The following is a 19,580-nucleotide window of genomic DNA, read 5'->3' as shown; positions in this document are numbered from 1 at the left end:
TCGTATACTGGAGCAGTACATGGGAGAAAGTAAAGAACAGATTTTGATAGGCCGCCTTCTGCAGAAGGAGGAAGCCGCCTGGAAAGAGCTTTTTGGAGCTTATTCAGGTAATCTGACCTATGTATGCTCACGGTATATTTCTGAAAAGGAAGATGTGCATGATGTACTTCAGAACAGCTTTATCAAGATGTTCCATTCAATAGAGTCGTTCGAATATAGGGGAGAAGGTTCTCTTAGGGCATGGATCACCAGGATTACAGTGAATGAGTCACTTAAGCATATCAGACAAAACGGAGATTTTAAATCTTCTGTTGAGGTGGAAGATCTTCCCGATCTTCCTGATGATGATGAACCGGATTTTGAAGAAATTCCGAAAGATGATATTATGGGATTGATCAGATCTCTTCCTGACGGATACAGAACCGTTTTCAACCTTTATGTGTTTGAACAGAAAAGCCATAAAGAAATTGCATCCCTGCTGGGAATCGCCGAAAATTCTTCTGCATCACAGTTTCACCGTGCAAAAGGGTTGCTGGTTCAGAAAATAAAGGAATTTAAAATGTCAAAAAAAGCACAATATGAATAACGAGTGGCTCAATACCCTGCGAAGCAGAATGGAGAACCATGAAGAAGAGGTTCCGGAAGGATTGTGGGATGACATCAGCGATGAACTGTTCTCGGGAGAAGAGGAGAATAAATTGATGCCAGGCTTTATTCCTGCAACAGATGCTGAAAATAAAGGAGAAAAGATAGCTAAAACGAAACCGGATATAAAGAGCTCATGGTTGTATCGTATCGGAGGTATTACAGCAGCAGCAGTTCTGATCTTTATGATGATGAAAATGCTGCCGGAGGAGAATCAGAAGAAAATCTCGCAGAATCCATCAGATTCGAACAAAAAAACAGGGGCTGGTCTGTCTTTGAATAATGCAGGGAATCAGGAGAATATAGAGGTTGGAGAGAAATCAAAGACGGAGAAGGCTTTAACTCAGAATAATGTTAATACAAGACATGCTTCTGTTCAAAAGATTACATCTAAAGAATCCGGAAAAAAAGAAGAAGGATATTATGAAAATACTCAGGACATCATAAAAATACCTGAGGTGATGAAGCCAATAGTTTCTAAGGAAGAGAATAAAATGACGGAAATGCCTTTAGCTGATAATAAAGTAAAAGATGAAGGTGTCGAAAAAGAGATTGATAGGGTAGAGCAGGGATTGCCTGAAAAATATGCAGATAATACCACAACTGAAGTAACAAAATCCGGGTCTGAAAAGAAATGGATGCTGAGTATGCTTACTGGAAACGCATCCTCCAACTCTTCAGAACAGCAGTTTCATGGGTATGCCTCCATGGATGGAGCGCCAATGAATATTGAAGAAGTTTGGAGCGCCTCCGAATATGTAGATGATCCTATGACCCAAATATTACTGGCCAATCAAAGTAAACCGGTAGAAGCAAGGATCAGGCATAAGATTCCGGTAACCTTCGGAATGTCTGTGTATTATAGTTTGGGAAAAAAATGGGGAATAGGAACAGGATTGAATTATACCAAACTGTCTTCCGAGCTTCATTCAGGCAGTAATGACAATTATATTAAAGGAGAGCAGACCGTTCACTATATAGGAATTCCTGTTCAGGTCAATTACAATGTATTTCAGAAAGGAAGATTTACAGGATATATCACAGGAGGAGCTATGGTAGAGAAGCCTGTATCAGGAACCGTTACCACCAGTTATGTAGTACACGATAAGGTAAAGGAAACTTTCAGAGAGGATATAGATCATAAGCCACTGTCGCTTTCAGTAAATGCTGCAGCAGGAGTTCAGGTAAAGCTGGTTAACCGGTTGGGAATCTACGCAGAACCCGGGATCGGATATCATTTCAGGGATGAGAAGTCTCCCAACACCATTTATAAGGAAAAACCCCTGCATTTTAATTTGAAATTCGGGATCAGATTGTTGATTGATTAATGCTGATGACTTTTAAAACAGAAATCAACCTTAAATGTCAATATATATGAAAACAAAACTGACTTTTTTAACATTTTTATTATTCGGCTTTCTGAATATAAAAGCACAGTGCGAACCTACCATCACCAGCCCGAGATTAGGTGCTATATTTGCGGAGAAGATATTGTTCTGTGAAAGTGAAGATGAAATACTTTCCACTACACAAACATACTCATCTTACCAATGGTACAAACAGGAATGGACCTGGCAGACACCCAATAACAATCCATGGGAAGCCATTCCGGGAGCTACCTCACAACAGTTAACGATCAATGGTGGCGACCAGCTTTATTATTTTAAGGTACAAGTGACACAGGGAGCCTGTATGGCAGAAAGTGCAGCAGTAATGGCAGACGGATATGTGTATGGACTTCCGGCAATGATGTCCACTTTTGTTCCGGGAACTTATGAAATTGTAGATGGTGGAGTCGCTCATGTATGTGAAGGTGCTCCCGTGAAATTTGATGACATATTTCCTGTAGTCTATGGCCCTCATACATGGTTTAAATGTATTCCGACCACTGTTGCGCCTTTTACAGGAGACCCTTGTGTGATTCCAAATGTGACAGGAGATACCTATACCACTTCTGAGCCGGGAGAATATGGATTCTACGCCTGTACAGAATATTGCCCCAATCAGTGCCAGATGCTGGACCCTTTTACCTTCGTAAAACTTGAATACGGAAACTGGGAGTTCTGTGGAAATCTGGGTACAGGAGAAGTAAAAGCCAAAGAAAATAAATTAAGTATATATCCAAACCCTACTGCACAGTTCCTGTATATCGGAAAAGAATCAGAAGAGTATAAGGAAGTTACCATTATAGATATGTCCGGAAAGCTGGTGCTTAAGAAAAATGATCACCAGTACAGACAAGCCATTGATGTAAGCCATCTGGCAGCCGGAAATTATATCATTGTTTCTAAAAATGGCAAAGGAGAAGTCTATAGAAATAAATTTATAAAGAAATAAAGGATTAAATAATCTTTTCGTTAGTTTTTAATAGTGGTTAAATCGGTACATGAATTTGTGCCGATTTTATTTTGCTGATATAGAAACCCTCTCTGTACCTATTTTGCTTATTATCCGAATTCAACTTTATATTACAGATTAATTCTGCCTGACTATTATTGATCTTGAAAAAAGCTATATAAAAGGGGTAGAATAAATCTCTTATGTTTCACATGAAACACTGAGTACATTTTTTTGTTTCAATTAAGCTTATTATTGATATATGTTTTATTGTAAAATATTTATATTTAATAAGTTATATTAATTAAATGGGTGTAGAGATGGAAATTTTTTCTATGGTGAATCGATTAAATCATATAACAAAATCTATAGAAATCGGAGTATAGACTTAATTATCCATTATATAAAAGCACTGATTTAGACCAGAATTAGAACTAAGTCTATTATTTTATAATCTGATATTTCCATTTTATGATGAAATAATAGAATTAAAGATTTAATTTTCAATGATTTTTGTAGGTTATTTCAAGTAAATCTTCATTTTAGTGGTGGTTTTTTTCAAGCTCTGTTTTTGATAAAGGCAGGAAATGTAGATTTACAAAAGACGGTTCTCTTATTTTGAGAAATTTAAACTAAAACTGGAAAAATTGATCTTTAGTGACAGGGAGAAAAATAAAGTTCAATAAATTTATAATACGCCATGTTTTGGCGCTGTGTGCCTGTACTTTTGGAAATAATTAATCAACCAATTAAATCATAAAGTACAATGGCAATTATTAAAAATTCAATGAATGAGCTACAAAATCTAAGTGTAGCCGAAATTTCAGCACTCATAATGTCCTTTGATCAAGAGAAAAAGCCTCAATATGTGCAGTTAACGGGTTATTATCCAGGAATTCCTTACGATAAACCTGTTATCTATTATTTATCAAAAACGGTTGCTTCAGAGGATAATTTCAGTATTATTAAGCTTACCAACAACACACAATATAAATTGGAAGCTGCTTTTGGAGACACTGTAGATCTTGCTTACTGTGGGATTAAGGGAGATGAGACGGATAAAATTGTGGATGTCAATACATCTTTGGTAAGGTTACACGTTATGAATATTAAAAATGTTATTCTTTCCGGAGTGTATAAGATTGATGTAGATAAGTTGGAAAAGATTCAACTTCAAAGCGATACCAATTATTATTTGAATGGCAGAGTTGAAGCACTTCCAGGGAACTACCCTGAATATGAATTAATCTCCTTTTACAGAACAGTAAACACAATGTTGAAAGGTGGGAAAATAAAAGGAAATAAATATAGTTTTAAGGCTAAAAATGGAAGTTATTACAAAATTTGGAAACCTAATGAATCCTATCAGGTGGATGATTATGTTTATGTAAATAATACCCCCTTGAGAGTGGAAAAAGCTGGAATCTCAGGTGGAGTGAAACCATGGGTATATCCGAATGTACCATGTGAAGAGATAACTCCGGATAAAAAACCCTCTTATTGTAATATACATTATAAGGAAAATATCCTGATTGAAGTGACTGATGGTTCCATTACATATGAAAGCGTAAACGGGCTTGATCTCGGAGAATGGGGATTTGGTATTAATGTACTTGAAGCTCGTAATTTCATTATAGAAAATGTAGAAATTTCAGAATGTTGGGGAGATGGTATCTATATCAAGTATTCCTATAATGGTAACATTACAAATGTTCTTTGTTGTGATAACCGTAGACAAGGGATGTCAATCATAGATTGTGATAGTGTTAATGTGCTTAACAGTCAATTTATTAAAACCAATGGAACAATTCCGGAAGCAGGAATAGACATTGAACCCAACAAAAACCAAAAAATCAGAAATGTGAATATCGTTAACTGCATCTGTGATCAAAATGCAGGGTATGGATTGATGATAGCAACTCCAGAAGCTAGTGCAGCAGTATCGGATGTTAATCTTCTAAATTTAACAACAAGAAATAATGGTCTTGATGGCTTTGCCTGCAGAACAGAAGGAGATGAATATTCCCATACAATCTTTAATATTAATGTGCAAAACTTAGCTTCTTCAGGAAATAAAGCCTCGCAAATCTTTATTGAAGGCACAAATGGTGTTAAAGTAAGAAATGGCAGAATTGAAAATGCATTTGATTATCCGCTTATTGATTTATATAAAGTACATAATGTAAAAATTAATGATCTGGAAATGGTAGGAAATGGAGACGGAGTTAAGATCAGAAAAGGAGCTGATAACGTAACCATTGAGGGAAATTACATTGAAACAGTTAAAACATGTATTACGGACGATCACACCAATTTTAAAAAAGAAAATATCACAATTAAGGGCAATAATTTGAAGTCCGTACAGCAAAGTGCTATCGATGTGTTGGAATATACTTCACTTACTGTAGCAGATAATGCGGTTTTAAGAACTGGTACTGACGGGATTAAAATAGGAAATACAAAACGCACAATCATTAGTGGTAATAAGACTAATAATGTAGGTTTAGCAAATAATAAAGAGTATGGTCATATTGTGATTCAAGGAGATGCGAGTGAAATTATTTGTGAAAATAATATTTTGGCTAATTATACCGGGCTAACATTTTTACCGGTAGGAATTATTGCAGAATCTCCACAAATGAACTACTGCACATTCAGAACATTACATTCTTATAATAACAGCACCTTCGGACCAGATAAGATCTTGTCAGGGGCTACAATAAAAGTACAGGATATCAGATAATAAGGATATTTGATCATTTTATAGATCGCTTACATATTAAACGATGTTAGACTTAACAGAGCTACCATCGTTTTTTATTATTTGGTCTTTGAAAGAATATTTTCCAGATGATCTCAAAAAGCTTATTGTGTAGATTAAAATTCGGATTCTTTCTAACTTTTTACGATATTTATCAAATTATTTAATGATTAAAATGAAATTTAACAAAATACTCCTGCCTTTAATGATATTCTGTATGATACTGATACAGGCTCAAAAAAACACTGAAAATATCGATGGAGTGTATAAAACAAACGGATCTGTTTTCGTTATCAATAAAAATAAGACGTTTCTGATCATTGCTTATGCAACGCTGATAAAAGGAACATGGAATATTGAAAAAGATCTTCTTTACCTGAAACCCAAAAATCCGGAAGCTAAATTCTTTGTATATGCCCGTAAAAATACAGATATTAAAACTGGAATGCGTATTAATTTTGCAGGAGATGGTATTGGAAACAGCAATATTGTTGTAGGCGAGTTTCCAAATAAAATGCAGCCTCTTTTTAATGATGAAGCCAACTGTCTGGACTATCCTAATGTTCATGTTTTCAAAGAGAAATGGCCAGTCATTACCCTGTTAGAAGAAAAGAAATATGAAAATGGATTAGAGGTTGATATCCCAAAACTGATCTATAATTTTCCGACTGGTGATTATAATGATTTTATTGTTCAGCATATGCAGGATAGTTTGTATCATCATGATTTTATTTTAAAAATCACAAAAAAAGGATTGTCGGAACTGAATAGCGAATCAGGTGAGGTGATTAAAAAATCTACTGTAAAAGAAGTGTTTTCCAATGAAAAAGAGCTGGAATTCATGAATCAATCATTCGATATGGCTTTTGATACAGATTATAAATTGGTGAACAATGCATATAACACCAATGATGATATGAACGAAAAAATAGATTTGAATAACTATAAATACAACAAAATCAAGAATGTATATGTAAGCCTTGGTGTACCGGAAAAACAGGTGAATTATAAAAGCAAAGATTACCATGATAATGCTGTATTAATGAAGTTTGATAAGGTTACAGGAACTACTCAACCGCAGGTTGCTGTTAAAACATTGGGGAAACCAGTCTTTGTGGCGAATTGTGATCACTAAAAACTAATTGATGTTTAAATCTTTACTTTTCTTAAAATCATTTTAAGAATTCTTTTTTCTATAGAAAATTATTAGCATAACTTGCAGATTTTCAAAACGGTATATTAATTATATTTACTTCAAAAACACACCATGCTGATCAAAATTTATGGTAGTGCCATTCATGGCGTTGCTGCCCAGACGATAATCATTGAAGTAAATGTAGATACCGGCGGAGTGGGGTACCATTTGGTAGGGCTTCCCGATAATGCGATCAAAGAAAGCAGTTATAGAATTTCTGCAGCTTTAAAAAATGTTGGCTATAAAATTCCCGGTAAGAAAATTACCATTAATATGGCTCCTGCAGACCTTAGAAAAGAAGGATCTGCTTATGATCTGAGTATTGCTGTTGGAATTCTAGCGGCATCAGATCAGATTCTGGCCGATGAAGTTCAGAACTATATCATTATGGGTGAGCTTTCGTTAGACGGAAGTCTGCAGCCTATTAAAGGTGTTTTGCCCATAGCAATTCAAGCCAGAGAGGAAGGATTTAAAGGAATTATTCTTCCCATTCAGAATGCCAGAGAAGCAGCCATAGTCAGTGGTCTTGAAGTATATGGAGTAGAAAATATAAAGGAAGTCATCGACTTTTTTAATGAAGGAAAACCTATTGAGAGGGTCATATTGGATACCAAAAAAGAGTTCCATGAAAGAATCAATAATTTTCCGTTTGATTTCTCTGAAGTAAAAGGCCAGGAATCTGCTAAAAGAGCAATGGAAGTAGCAGCTGCCGGCGGGCATAATATCATTTTGATCGGTCCTCCGGGAAGTGGAAAAACAATGCTGGCAAAAAGAGTTCCAAGTATTTTACCTCCTTTAACATTGAAAGAGGCATTGGAAACTACAAAAATACATTCCGTCGCAGGAAAAATAGGAACAGAAGCTTCATTAATGACAGTAAGGCCATTTCGTTCACCACATCATACGATTTCAGATGTTATTGTATAGAATGTTGTGTATGTGTATATTTGCAGAAAAATCACTGTATGTTAGCTATTTATGCAAGAGTGTCACAAGATAAGGATGATGAAAAGAACTCAATCGAGACTCAAATTGCTTTGGGTAGAGCCTATGCTCAAACAATAGGGTTGGAATATGAAATTTATGAGGACAATGGAATTTCAGGTACATTGGAAATAGAAAAGAGACCAGCTCTATATGAATTAGTTCAAAATGTTGCTTCCAAAAAAATAACTCATGTGTTTGCCTATGACCAGTCAAGGCTTGAAAGGAATAATACTGTATGGTCAACGTTATACTTCCTCTTTCAGAAGGATGGCATCAATCTATTTTTCCAAAATTCGGGAGAATTTGATTTTTCATTAGATACTAATTTCCTTACTTCAAACATGTTATCCATTTTTAATTCTTTTTATGTTAAACTGACAAAAAAGAAGGTTGTTACTGCATTGCAACGTAATGTTGAGGCTGGGAAAGTTCATGCAAGTCCTCCATTTGGTTACACTAAGGATTCTAATAAATTTTTGATTATCGATGAAAAAGAATCTGAAATAGTGGAAAGGATTTACCAAATGTCCTTAGAAGGTAAGGGAACAGATAAAATTGCTGAAATACTAAACTTGGAAGAAGTGCCAACAGCCTATAGTAAATTGGCAAAAGGAGGAGTTTATAAGGTCAGAGACAAGTATAATCCCAATCTGGTAACTGAAAAGAAAAAAAGTGATGCTAAGTGGAGAGGTAGAACCATACAAGGGATAATTAAGAATACAATTTATAAGGGTCAGAGATTTTGGAGAGGAAATTACTATCCAGTACCAGCAATCTTTGATGAGGTATACTGGCAAAAAGTTAATGAAAACTTACAAAAGAATAGAAACAATACTGGAAAGAAAGTTGAGCATAAATACTTGCTAAAAGGTATCATTAAATGCAACTGTGGTAGAAATATGTATGGAAGGAGTAGAGTTAATAAAAGAGACCATACCTACATCTGTTCATCTCGAAGATACAAAGGGGAAAACTGTGGAAACAGGGCTATAAACATTGATAAGATTGAAAAAATTATATGGGAACACTTTTTTATTAGAAAAGAACTATTGGGGCTTTTAAATGAGTCATCAGGTAGTCAAAAAGAGATTTTAGAAGCCCTTAAACAAGAAGAGTCTTTGTTGGATAAGAAAATTGAAGATAATCAGAAAAGCAGAGGTAATCTTGTTAGAGCAATATCCAATGGAGTCATTAATGATGAAGATGCAAAAGAGGAAATTAATAAGATTAAAGAAAACCTAACTAAATATAGTTTAGATAAGGCATTAATTGTTTCAAGAGTAGCAGATGTTCAAAACTTTGAAAGTTTACTTGTTGATACGAGAACTGATTTTGAAAACTTTTCAAAAGATGTTGATTTTGATACCAAAAGAAACTTAATTCACAAGTACGTTGAGAGGATAATTGTTGTTTATGATGATGGAAGAGAGCATAAGAACGGATTTAAATACCCACCATATACTTATCATATTCAGATTGAATTTAAAAATGGAATTGTTAAAGAAAATTATATCTATAATGTTAAGAATGATATTATAGTGTCACTTAGAGACAGAACATTTAAATTGTTGACTGAAAATGGTATCGTGGAAACAATGGATTCAGATATGATTGACAAGTCAATTATACCATTAAGTAATGGAAGGTTTTTAATTAAACCTTTTTTGGGAAAGGATAATTGTACATACATTTTAGATAACACAATTATTCCTCACGGAGATTTAAGAAGTTGGAACGTAAAAAAAGTTGTTGATTTCTATACTTTAAACAAGACTTTGCTATGCAAAGAGTCTGGTATAAACATTTTGACCGAAAATAAAACTGATGAAAACTATCAATGGTTTGTTAGAAACTACAAGAACTACAAAGATAAGCCACTGATTGAGTGGGTTACATTTTTATTTGAAGCTCAAAATTATACAGACTTATTAGTAACTCCCAAAGCAAAATCAAAATCTAAACTCAAAGAATAGCATGTTCGTATTGTTGTTTTCACATTCTGGCTGAAACCAAAGTTCTCAACATATAATTTTCATAATAACTTAAAATCAAGTTTTAATGTGACACGTTTTGTCGTTAGCCCTCTATATATTTGACCCAACGAGCAAGTAGTAGAAATCCCTATTCAAATATGTGGTTTTCCCCATACGTGGAATTAAAAAAAAATATTATACTTGCTCCTTAAAGTATAAACTAACACAAAAGTATTATGAAGAAATTTTTATTTCTCTTTATACTGGCTCTTTATAGCCAGTTATCAGGGCAATTGTCACCTACTGAGAATTACATTCAATCTATCACCTGTCTAAATGAGGATTGTACCAGAAAATCTGAAGCAGTAACCTATTATGATGGCTTAGGAAGACCTAAGCAGATTGTAAATGTTAAAGCAACCACAACAGGAAAAGATTTAGTAACTCCAATCACCTATGATGGATTCGGGAGAAGAACAAAAGAAATCTTACCCACTCCATTAAGTACCTTAAATTCTGCCATACATTCAGGTGTAACAAATGAAAGTACAGCAAATTCCTATTATGGTGTTTCAAATGCTTATGCAGAAAAGGAGCTTGAAAACTCACCATTAGACCGAGTGTTGCAACTTGCACAGGCTGGTGACTCATGGAAAATGAGTTCAAGTCATACTGAAAAAATTAAGTACGAGGCTAACAATGCAAATGAAGTTTTAGGATTTGTAACAAATACAACTATAAACACCGTTAATAATGTTACCAATACTTTATCAACCCTAACAGTTACTTCTGAAAACAATGGTTATTATAAGGCTGCAACACTTTACAAAACTACTGTAACAGATGAAGATGGAAATCCTGTAATTCAGTTTAAGAATGGTAGAGGGCAAATTTTGCTTATTCGTAAAAATGATGGTAATCAAGATATTGATACTTATTATGTTTACAATGAATATAATCACAAAGCATTTGTTATCCCACCTAAAGCTATAAAACTGATTAAAAGCAATGGAAATGTTGTTACACAGGATATTTTAGATGATTTATGTTATCAATACAGGTATGATGGGAGAAATAGAGAGGTAGAAAAGAAAATACCTGGCAAAGGATGGCAATATATAGTTTATGACAAACAGGATAGACCAGTTTTAGCACAAGATGCAGTATTAAGGACCGTAAACAACAATTTCAACACTAAAGGCTGGCTTTTCACTAAGTACGATGAATTTAGCAGAGTGGTTTATACAGGATTCTTTGCTAATACAGCTACGAGACAAGCAATGCAAGGTGCATTAAATAACATGTCTGCTAATGCTGGAAACAATGAAAAGAGAAGTCGAATCCCTTTTAACTTACAAGGGATTGATATTTATTATGACAAACAGGCTTTTCCAACAGGAAGCATGACTGTACTGACCCTAAACTATTACGATACTTACCCAGTAGAAGCCCCAGCCATTCCAGCAACAGTTTTAGGTCAATACACCTTACCACAGACATTGAATGCAAATAATGATGCTACAACGAATAGCCTTCAAACAGCCAGTTATGTAAAGAACATTGATGACAACAACTGGACTAAAACTTATACTTATTATGACAGTAGAGCTAGACCAGTAGCATTAAAGACTATTAATCATCTAGGAGGCTACACCAATAAAGAATTTAAGCTTGATTTTACAGGACTGGTTGAGGAAAGCTACACCTATCATAAAAAAACAACTAATGATGTAGAGGTTAAGGTAAAAGAAAGATTTGTATATGATAATCAGAACAGGGTTTTAAAGCAATATCATCAGGTTGATAATTTACAGGAGGAACTACTGGCAGAAAACACCTATAATGAGATTGGGCAACAGATTAATAAAAAGACTGGAAATACTACAGGCACACCATTACAGTCTATTGATTACACTTACAACATTAGAGGGTGGTTAACTTCTATTAACAATCCTAATAACCCAGCCAGTTTTAACAATAAGCTATTTGGGATTGAATTAAAATACGATAATCCAGCTTCATCATCTTTTGCACCAGCAAAATACAACGGAAGTATTTCAGAGTTTGATTGGAAAACAGCTAATGGAAACACTTTAAGAAGATACGGTTATAAATATGACAGATTAGACAGACTTACGGATGCTTCATATCTTGAACCTTTAGCAACTGTTCCAGTAACCAATGGCTACGGAGAATTTTTGACTTATGATGAGAATGGGAATATCAAATCTCTGAAAAGATACCAATCGTACAACAATACTGCAATGTTGATTGATGACCTAATTTATAGTAATTACAAAGGAAATCAACTTCTTAATGTCACTGATAACAGCAGTAATAATTTAGGTTATCCAACAGGAGGCAATACGATTGCTTATGATTTGAATGGAAACATGATAAACCATGTTGATAAAGAAATTAGTAATATTTCTTACAATTTCTTGAATCTGCCTAATAAAGTTACTTTCCAACAAGGAACATCGTTTAATAGTGATGTAGTTTTTTCGTACCGTGCAGATGGTGTAAAACTGAAAAAAGCATTTAGCTATCTTAATCCCAGAAGTGGCTTTATACTAACCGAAGACACTGATTATCTTGATGGATTCCAGTATTTCGGACAAGGAAGCTTTAACAGTTTACAGTTTTTCCCAACAAGTGAAGGATACTATGATTATCAAAAGAAAAGATATGTTTATAATTATTCCGATATTTGGGGTAATGTAAGATTAGCTTATTACAACTCAAACAATACAGCTACCATAGACAGGGAATCAAATTATTATCCTTTTGGGCTGGAATATCAGGGTTATAACGGAACTTACACACAAACACCAAATTATACTTATGGCTTCCAAGGTCAGGAAAGACAAAAGGAGACAGGGTGGGGTTCTTTTAAATGGAGAAATAATATTCCAGAACTGGGAAGATTCTTTAATGTTGACCCCTTAGCTGAAAAGTACACATATAACTCACCTTTTGCATTTCAGGAAAATAAAATTGGTTTAGGCAGGGAGCTGGAAGGGCTTGAAATGACAAGTTTTGACATGGATAGTAAAGACCCCAATGTTAAGTATATGACAGAATTGGATGGGGTAACCAATTATAGAGATAGTAAAAATTACCAGCTATTTAATGAAACAAGAAACTCAATTTTAGAGCCAGCAATTGTAACTGTTTATTCAATCTTACCTGAAATAGCAATTGAAGAGGTTGTAGTCACTGGTCTTACAAAAATTGGTTTCTTTGGTAGAGCATGGAATGCACTAAAAGGAGTTTTCAAAGCAGAAAGTGAAGTTTCTACCATTGCTGAAACAACAATAGGAAAAGTTCCAAACCCTTATGGAAAAACTGGAGGACCAGCACATAAGGCAGCAGTAAAAGAAGCAGAAGAGGAATTGAAAGATGCAGGATTTACGAGCATTAAAAAAGAAGTAATGGTTAGAACTCCTGATGGTACTAAAACAAAAAGATTCGTAGATGTAGAGGGTACAAATCCAACTACAGGTGAGGTAAAACAAATCCAAGTAGGAAAACAGACCCAAAAAGGGAAACCTATTTCAAGAGAGAGGAAAGCACTAGATGACATCGAAGGTGCTACAGGAGTTAGACCTGAATTTAAGCCTTATAATAAAATAACACCAAAAGTTGGTGATGCTGGTAAAATTGCACCTTAAATTATAATAATAGAAGCATGAGTTCTAAACAATTAAATTTTTATATTACCCCCGAAGATTATAGGGAAATCAATCAATTTATTCATAAAAAAGGAGCTTTAATACTGTTGAATCAAAAGATTTCAAATGATGATAAAATAGAATTACAAAATGAGATTCCAAAGAATGATGTTTTTCAAATTTATTTATCAAACAATGATTTTCTTAATAAAGTAAGAGTTAATACAACAGAAGGCAAGCATGTAAAATATTTTGACATTGATGAGAGTTATCTGTTGGAGTTTGATTTAGGAGGTTTTTATCCTCATGACACAAGTATTTTACACAGAGGTAGGTTTTACTATGTAAAATCGTTCTGGAACGAAAATGATGTTTTAGAAAAGAAATCTAATGATTTTACCCTGTGGTGTGATGACTTTATTAAAGATTTTAGAAAAGAATTTCTAAAAAGGTTTTCAAAAGAAAAAACATTTTTCTATTCAGACTCTGCAATAAAGTGGATTGAAGATAATAATGCTTCGGAAGCAGGTGGAGGATTAAACTGGAAAATTAATGTATGAAAATCAATATATTAACGATTGTTTTGTTTACATTTTCCTTTCTGAATTGTCAGGAAAAACAAATGAAAAGTTTTGAAGGAGTAATTAAATACAACATAACTTTTGTTTCTAAAACGGATGATAAAGAGTATATAAAATATCAAAAACAAAAGTTTGGAGATAAAATAGACTTGTATGTTTATGAAAATGGAAGTTTTGTTAAGGAATACTCAAACACAGGGAACAAAGGCTATCAATTTGTTTTATACAATCCTAAGAATCAAGAGGTTTGTGCAAAATGGAAAAATTTGGATGAGGTATATTGTACCAGTTCACTAATTAGCAGTACAAGTTTATTAAATGAAAAAGAGTTACCAAGTGAACAAATACTAAATGAGAGCTGTAAAGGTTATAGCATCTCAATGGTAGAGCCTAAAAGTGGGCAACAAATATCACTTTCTTATTTCTATCCAGAGAATGATTTATATATAAATCCTGAATTATACAGCAACTTTAAAGATGGGTTTTATAACATTGCCATGCAAAAAATGAAAGCACCGTACTATAAATTTATCATGGATATGGGAAAGTATGAAATCATTTATGAAGTTGAAAAGGTTGAGAAAATGAGGCTGGATAAAACAAAAATTGAAGCAATTAAAAGCTCAATTTCCAAGTGATTTTTTACCCCTAAAACTCAATCTGCCATTTGGTTTAAGTAATTCACTGTCAATCAGTGATTTAACATGTAAAATAATCCAATCCTGTGTTATCTATATATATGGCAAAGCAAAATCCCCTCTGAAAATTGAGGGGATTACTATTTTCTAAAACCTCGTTAAAGGTTTACACTTGTTGTTTAATTTATAAAGAATTTTTATCAGTAATAACAGCTTTGTAATTTGGGAATGTACGGGTACATCTCAACAAATCCTCAAAATACCTGTCATATCTCCTATTCAGTGGAGTCATTTTTACCAAGTGTTTAAATTCCCCAGTGGCTAACTCATTGAATCTTTTTTCCAGAGTATTCCCCAGAGCTTCCCCTATAAGTTCTTTAATGTGAGGATTTATAAAATAATTAATACTGAATTTAGCTGATTTGTTACAATTTAATTGTAGCTTTGCAAAAGGAGTTACAAATTCCTCTACTCTGGTAGGATTATTCCAACTTCCAATTTCAGTAAAATTACACTCAATTCTAGTTCTTAAATACTCTACCTCTAAACAAGCTTGAATTTCGATTAAAAATCTCTTTGTGGTATCGTAGTGTTCTTTTGTGATTTCATTCGATTTTTGAGCCTCTAAAGTGGCAAATTTGGCAAGTTTTAGATTGCAGTAGCTGTCTTCAAAAATAGAGATGAATATTTCTGAATCTAAATCAGGGATATTTCTCTTCATTTCCAGAAACTCTAAAACTATCAGTTTTTCAATATCACCAGTTGAAAAACCACATTTTCTTAATGTGCTCTTAACTTCCAGAATTTCCATACGAGTTGGATAAACCCTATTACTGGTTACATTTCCCTTTTTATCAATCCCGTTCCAAGCCAAATAATCTAGTATAAGTTTTTGAAATGGTGTCTGATAACGATGTAAAGGAGGGAAAACATCACACTGCTGTTCTGGCACTGGAAGTAGCCAGTTATGGATTTTGTCATAAAATCTATTCCCTATCATGGCTGTTATTTGTATTTTTCTGTTTATTAGTTACAATAGCACCAATAATTCCAGCACCAACAATTAGGATAACAACTATTAAAACAGTGTTATCATTGTTCTGGTTGATGGGTTTTTGGTAACCACTATTTTTTTTAATGTAACTCCCATCTGGTTGCTGATTGTAATACTGGTCTACATCAACTTTTTCACCTTGAAAAGAGGGTGAGTTATCCTCTGGGGAACTGAATGGGTCAACATCACTGTTTTGAGTGCTGGATTGTGCATTTTCAGCCTGATTGGAGTTTCTATTTTCAGGAGCTGGTGCAGGTTGGTAGACATCTTCAAACTTTGCTACTTCAAGATTTTCAACCATTTTCTGAGATTTTTCTAACTTTTGACCTATTTTACTTGGTTTACTGTTTTTCAAAATCTCATCAACAGCCCTTACACTCTCACTTTGAGTCTCTTTCATCCCAATTATGGGGTCTATACTAGAAGGATTGGAATTGTAGTAATCCTGTTGTGTTTGGGCTTTAGCAAGGATTGTAAACAAAACTAAGGGAAGTAATATTTTTTTCATATTAATTAATCTTAAAGTTGTTTATTCTTTATCCAAAAAGAAAGGAGTACTACCAACCCATTGAATCCTTGTATCACTAATTTTCTTAAACTTATACTGTCCAGAAGAAGCACCTGCTGTTATTGTGAATTCATAATAATAGTCAGAAGTTTGTTCTACCACCTTAGCAGGTTGCCCCGTAGCTGCCGTCTGAGTTAAAACAGCTTTATAGCTAGTATAAGGAGTTACCAGAATGAAGTCATCCGAAGAAAATTTAAAGTAAGGATTTGCACTTCCTGTGATTTTCCAGCTTCCTTGAATCCATGCAGGAGGTGAAAAATATTGATTTTGTACAGGATTGTTTTGTTGTGGTGTTGTGGTATCATCGTTACCAGAACAGCTTACGAGAGAAACAGCCATTAAGACTGCAAGAAATAAATGTTTCATAAATTGAATTTTATTGTTCATAATTTTTAATTATAAGCAACAAAAAAAGCAAGGAGATTGAATCCATGCTTTACAGTTATAGAAGGCTCGGCAAAGCCCATGACACATACAAAACAGGTTCTTTCCCCTTGCCCTATGAGACAAGGTGATAACTGTTTGCATTTTTGTGTCATTATTTTGAATTTTGCCGATTCTCTATAACAAAAAAGCAACGTTTACACTTTTTTCGTTGAAGTAAGTAGCAAAGATATTAATTTCAATTTGAATCTTTCAATTCTATTTTTTGTAAAATAGCTTTTGTTTTGTTCCAGAATGTTAAGTACCCTTACTATTCGTTAACATAAATTATTCCAACTTAATTTGGGGACAATTCCCAAACCTTGAAATAAATACATCTTTTAGTTTTAACTTTGAAACTTCTATGTTTTCCTCTTGTACAACAATGCAATCATGTATTGTAAACGTTGGAATCTTTTTCTTTATCAAGTCTCTTGCAACCGTATCAATAATGATTTCAGCCTCTAAATCGAATAACTCGTGAGTTATAATTTTGTGATTCCCTTTTTTCTTCTCCCGTATTAAATCATACAGGATTGGGAATTCTGATTTAAAAACTTCCTGCTCTTTTCTGTAGTGATTGTTTTGAGCATACAGCATGGAAATCAAAAGTTTTTTTGCTAAATCTCTGTCTTGTTCATGTAGGTAGTTGTACTCAGTATTAAACAAACTTTGATACTTCAAAGCCCATTCGACTATATGAATTTTACTCTTAAAAGGGGTAATAAAGTAGTCATAAACAAATCCCTCTGTAGTGAGTGTGTTAAACTTGGAAATTTCTTTATTCATGAGGTTTTCAAGAGCTTTGGTCGAGATATAGTTAGAGTAATCCACTGGTGCAGGGTTTACTTTTCCTGAAACGTTTGAGCCTTTATGGGTTTCAGTATAAGTTGTACCTAAATGGGAATTACCATATAACCCTTTAGTTTGGTTGTAGCTATTGAGGTTGGTGTATCTTTGGGGTTTACTTTCCCTTTTCGATTTCCAATCATTATGATTCCAATTCCCCGTTTGTGAATTATTGGGAAGGAAATTGGAATAAAACTTTTTATTAAACTGCTGGAAGTGGCTATCACTATACTGAAACAAATTTTTAGGTTTATCTAAAGAAAAGTATTTGTTAGAGCCTTGCTGAACTAATCTCCCGTTTGTAACCCCTAATATTGGTTTGGGTAGTAATAAAGTTCCATACCTTTCTTTAAGATGCTGTTCTAGCCATTGGTTAGCTTTGTAAGGGACGGCATTTAATTTATATTTAGCCTTAAATGCTGGACAATTTTGTAACCTTTCAACTCTTTGTGAATCTAGAATGGCTATTTTGGGTAAATACTGTGATAGCAAATATGGAAACATATTTTTTACATCCAATTGCTGTAACTTTTTGCCTTCGTAGTACAATAAGCTTCGTGTAATTTTGTTTAAAGAAGTTAAAGGAGAATAAAATCTGCCTGATGGTTTTCTTTCTGATTGCTTAGTTTTTCGAATGAATGTATGCTCACCATTAAGGAACATCACCAATTGTTTTAAAGCACCGTGATATGCTGAATATCTTCTCCACTTGGATTTATCTTTCGAGTTAAGTGGAAAAGTGAAGTGTTCTAGATATTTATTGAATAAATTTTCCTCTGCAAGATTGAAATCTATGGAAAACTTGGTTCTATCAAAGAGATTGTACAAGATTTTTTCGTAGTTTTTTACATAGGAATCGAAATTTTTATCATAATTTATTGGCTTTGGATAATCTAATACGGTTATTTTTAGCCTTCGGAATGCATGAGAATTAGAAAAGCCGTAGCCGAAGCTTTGTCCTTTAGCTTTGGGATTGAATGGACTTCTTGTTGCCAGCACATCAGATTTTAACAAAAAATTAATGTAAACTTTGTAATTATTTCCACAGCACTTTTTTAGCTCATCACTGTGAATGTTTGTCTTATTGTGTGTTACATGTATTTCCTTTTCATAGTTGTAAGATGTTAATTCAGTGGTGATTAAACTCAACAAAGACAATAGCTTTGTTGTTTCTATTTCAACAGAATACAAAATAGCAGCTTTAATAAGTTCCTCAATATTAATAGTTTCGGGAATTAGGAGTGTTAATTCATACTTAGATAATGCTTTAGGTATGGTATTCTCTCTCATTAATTTTTCTTTAAAATTTGTTTTACCTTTTGAACTGTTCCTAAGCTAACGTTGCATAGCTTGGCAGTATCTCTCAAAGATTGTCCTTTCTTTAGATACTTCACAACATCTTTATACTTATCTAAAACCTGTTCATTACTTTCAACCGAACCTTTTACCCTACCTTTGTAAACACCTTTAGCTATGGCAAGTTTTATGCCCTCTTGTTGCCTTTCCAGTAAGGTTTCTCGTTCCATCTGGGCTATATTTGCCATCACTGAAATGATTAGTCTAAAAGCTGAATTTATCTTACCATTAACTAAGCTTTCAATGCCCAAGTTATCGACTTTCAAAATAATTTTTTTGTCATTTAGAAGTTCCAAGGTACTGAGAATGTCAAAGAGATTTCGTCCTAATCGGTCAATTGAATTTACAGTTATGTAATCTATTAAACCAGCTTCTATGTCTTCAAGCATCTTTTTTCCCTCTGGTCTTTGGCTGAATGGTGTAGCCCCACTAATGATGTCAATGTAAAGTTTTTCATTAGGGTGGCTTTTCTGTAATTGTCTTGCTGTATTCTGGTTTCCAGTAGAAACTCTAATATATCTTGCTTTCATTTGATTATG

14 protein-coding genes and 1 pseudogene are annotated in these 19,580 nt (G+C 33.8%); 10 read left to right on the top strand and 5 right to left on the bottom strand.

Features of this window, described 5'->3' with window-relative positions:
• Nucleotides 1-19: 19 nt before the first annotated feature.
• From DRF65_RS02010 to DRF65_RS01965, 10 genes and pseudogenes are all read left to right on the top strand, one after another.
• Nucleotides 20-586 carry an RNA polymerase sigma factor gene (locus tag DRF65_RS02010; RefSeq protein ID WP_115968439.1) on the top strand — a complete coding sequence of 189 codons (567 nt, stop codon included), beginning with the start codon at nucleotides 20-22 and terminating at the stop codon, nucleotides 584-586.
• The gene (locus DRF65_RS02005; protein WP_115968437.1) at nucleotides 579-1,973 is read left to right on the top strand and encodes an outer membrane beta-barrel protein; all 1,395 of its coding nucleotides are present in this window, start codon (nucleotides 579-581) and stop codon (nucleotides 1,971-1,973) included. The genes DRF65_RS02010 and DRF65_RS02005 overlap by 8 nt, the downstream gene beginning before the upstream one ends.
• Before the next feature lie 46 nt (nucleotides 1,974-2,019).
• Nucleotides 2,020-2,982, top strand: coding sequence for a T9SS type A sorting domain-containing protein (locus DRF65_RS02000; RefSeq protein ID WP_115968436.1), 963 nt, complete (start codon nucleotides 2,020-2,022; stop codon nucleotides 2,980-2,982).
• 787 nt (nucleotides 2,983-3,769) lie between these two features.
• On the top strand, nucleotides 3,770-5,725 hold the full coding sequence (locus DRF65_RS01995; RefSeq protein ID WP_165852155.1) for a right-handed parallel beta-helix repeat-containing protein: 1,956 nt from the start codon (nucleotides 3,770-3,772) through the stop codon (nucleotides 5,723-5,725).
• 235 nt (nucleotides 5,726-5,960) lie between these two features.
• Nucleotides 5,961-6,878 carry a hypothetical protein gene (locus DRF65_RS01990; RefSeq protein ID WP_123947257.1) on the top strand — a complete coding sequence of 306 codons (918 nt, stop codon included), beginning with the start codon at nucleotides 5,961-5,963 and terminating at the stop codon, nucleotides 6,876-6,878.
• Between the two features lie 132 nt (nucleotides 6,879-7,010).
• A pseudogene (locus tag DRF65_RS01985) lies at nucleotides 7,011-7,856 on the top strand (YifB family Mg chelatase-like AAA ATPase); the annotation flags it as partial.
• Nucleotides 7,857-7,903: 47 nt separating this feature from the next.
• Complete coding sequence (locus DRF65_RS01980) at nucleotides 7,904-9,898, top strand: recombinase family protein (RefSeq protein WP_115968429.1); 1,995 nt, start codon at nucleotides 7,904-7,906, stop codon at nucleotides 9,896-9,898.
• A gap of 236 nt (nucleotides 9,899-10,134) precedes the next feature.
• Nucleotides 10,135-13,572: a DUF6443 domain-containing protein gene (locus tag DRF65_RS01975; protein ID WP_115968427.1), complete on the top strand. Its 3,438-nt coding sequence runs from the start codon at nucleotides 10,135-10,137 to the stop codon at nucleotides 13,570-13,572.
• A 17-nt stretch (nucleotides 13,573-13,589) separates the two neighbouring features.
• Nucleotides 13,590-14,132: a hypothetical protein gene (locus DRF65_RS01970; protein WP_115968425.1), complete on the top strand. Its 543-nt coding sequence runs from the start codon at nucleotides 13,590-13,592 to the stop codon at nucleotides 14,130-14,132.
• Complete coding sequence (locus DRF65_RS01965) at nucleotides 14,129-14,791, top strand: hypothetical protein (RefSeq protein WP_115968423.1); 663 nt, start codon at nucleotides 14,129-14,131, stop codon at nucleotides 14,789-14,791. Before DRF65_RS01970 ends, DRF65_RS01965 begins: the two co-directional genes overlap by 4 nt.
• 184 nt (nucleotides 14,792-14,975) lie before the next feature.
• Here DRF65_RS01965 and DRF65_RS01960 read toward each other — a convergent pair whose 3' ends face one another.
• From DRF65_RS01960 to DRF65_RS01940, 5 genes are all read right to left on the bottom strand, one after another.
• Entirely contained in the window at nucleotides 14,976-15,791 is an 816-nt protein-coding gene (locus tag DRF65_RS01960) for a hypothetical protein (protein WP_115968421.1), read from the bottom strand.
• On the bottom strand, nucleotides 15,778-16,353 hold the full coding sequence (locus tag DRF65_RS01955) for a hypothetical protein (RefSeq protein WP_115968419.1): 576 nt from the start codon (nucleotides 16,351-16,353) through the stop codon (nucleotides 15,778-15,780). Before DRF65_RS01955 ends, DRF65_RS01960 begins: the two co-directional genes overlap by 14 nt.
• Nucleotides 16,354-16,374: 21 nt before the next feature.
• Nucleotides 16,375-16,779, bottom strand: a complete 405-nt coding sequence (locus DRF65_RS01950) for a hypothetical protein (RefSeq protein ID WP_123947256.1) — start codon at nucleotides 16,777-16,779, stop codon at nucleotides 16,375-16,377.
• Nucleotides 16,780-17,124: 345 nt separating this feature from the next.
• Nucleotides 17,125-18,975, bottom strand: coding sequence for a hypothetical protein (locus DRF65_RS01945; RefSeq protein ID WP_115968415.1), 1,851 nt, complete (start codon nucleotides 18,973-18,975; stop codon nucleotides 17,125-17,127).
• Nucleotides 18,975-19,571, bottom strand: coding sequence for a recombinase family protein (locus DRF65_RS01940; protein ID WP_115968668.1), 597 nt, complete (start codon nucleotides 19,569-19,571; stop codon nucleotides 18,975-18,977). The genes DRF65_RS01945 and DRF65_RS01940 overlap by 1 nt, the downstream gene beginning before the upstream one ends.
• Between the last annotated feature and the right edge of the window lie 9 nt (nucleotides 19,572-19,580).

This window comes from Chryseobacterium pennae, from assembly GCF_003385515.1.
Taxonomy (GTDB): Bacteria; Bacteroidota; Bacteroidia; order Flavobacteriales; family Weeksellaceae; genus Chryseobacterium; species Chryseobacterium pennae.
This window is presented reverse-complemented; position numbering and strand designations above follow the sequence as displayed.

What these genes read in the sequence shown, in the direction of transcription:
- DRF65_RS02010 (WP_115968439.1), top strand. Translation starts at nt 20, where the DNA reads ATGGGAGAAAGTAAAGAACAGATTTTGATAGGCCGCCTTCTGCAGAAG.
- DRF65_RS01955 (WP_115968419.1), bottom strand. Translation starts at nt 16,353, where the DNA reads ATGAAAAAAATATTACTTCCCTTAGTTTTGTTTACAATCCTTGCTAAA.
- DRF65_RS02005 (WP_115968437.1), top strand. Translation starts at nt 579, where the DNA reads ATGAATAACGAGTGGCTCAATACCCTGCGAAGCAGAATGGAGAACCAT.
- DRF65_RS01960 (WP_115968421.1), bottom strand. Translation starts at nt 15,791, where the DNA reads ATGATAGGGAATAGATTTTATGACAAAATCCATAACTGGCTACTTCCA.
- DRF65_RS01980 (WP_115968429.1), top strand. Translation starts at nt 7,904, where the DNA reads ATGTTAGCTATTTATGCAAGAGTGTCACAAGATAAGGATGATGAAAAG.
- DRF65_RS01975 (WP_115968427.1), top strand. Translation starts at nt 10,135, where the DNA reads ATGAAGAAATTTTTATTTCTCTTTATACTGGCTCTTTATAGCCAGTTA.
- DRF65_RS01965 (WP_115968423.1), top strand. Translation starts at nt 14,129, where the DNA reads ATGAAAATCAATATATTAACGATTGTTTTGTTTACATTTTCCTTTCTG.
- DRF65_RS01970 (WP_115968425.1), top strand. Translation starts at nt 13,590, where the DNA reads ATGAGTTCTAAACAATTAAATTTTTATATTACCCCCGAAGATTATAGG.
- DRF65_RS02000 (WP_115968436.1), top strand. Translation starts at nt 2,020, where the DNA reads ATGAAAACAAAACTGACTTTTTTAACATTTTTATTATTCGGCTTTCTG.
- DRF65_RS01950 (WP_123947256.1), bottom strand. Translation starts at nt 16,779, where the DNA reads ATGAAACATTTATTTCTTGCAGTCTTAATGGCTGTTTCTCTCGTAAGC.
- DRF65_RS01995 (WP_165852155.1), top strand. Translation starts at nt 3,770, where the DNA reads ATGAATGAGCTACAAAATCTAAGTGTAGCCGAAATTTCAGCACTCATA.
- DRF65_RS01940 (WP_115968668.1), bottom strand. Translation starts at nt 19,571, where the DNA reads ATGAAAGCAAGATATATTAGAGTTTCTACTGGAAACCAGAATACAGCA.
- DRF65_RS01990 (WP_123947257.1), top strand. Translation starts at nt 5,961, where the DNA reads ATGATACTGATACAGGCTCAAAAAAACACTGAAAATATCGATGGAGTG.
- DRF65_RS01945 (WP_115968415.1), bottom strand. Translation starts at nt 18,975, where the DNA reads ATGAGAGAGAATACCATACCTAAAGCATTATCTAAGTATGAATTAACA.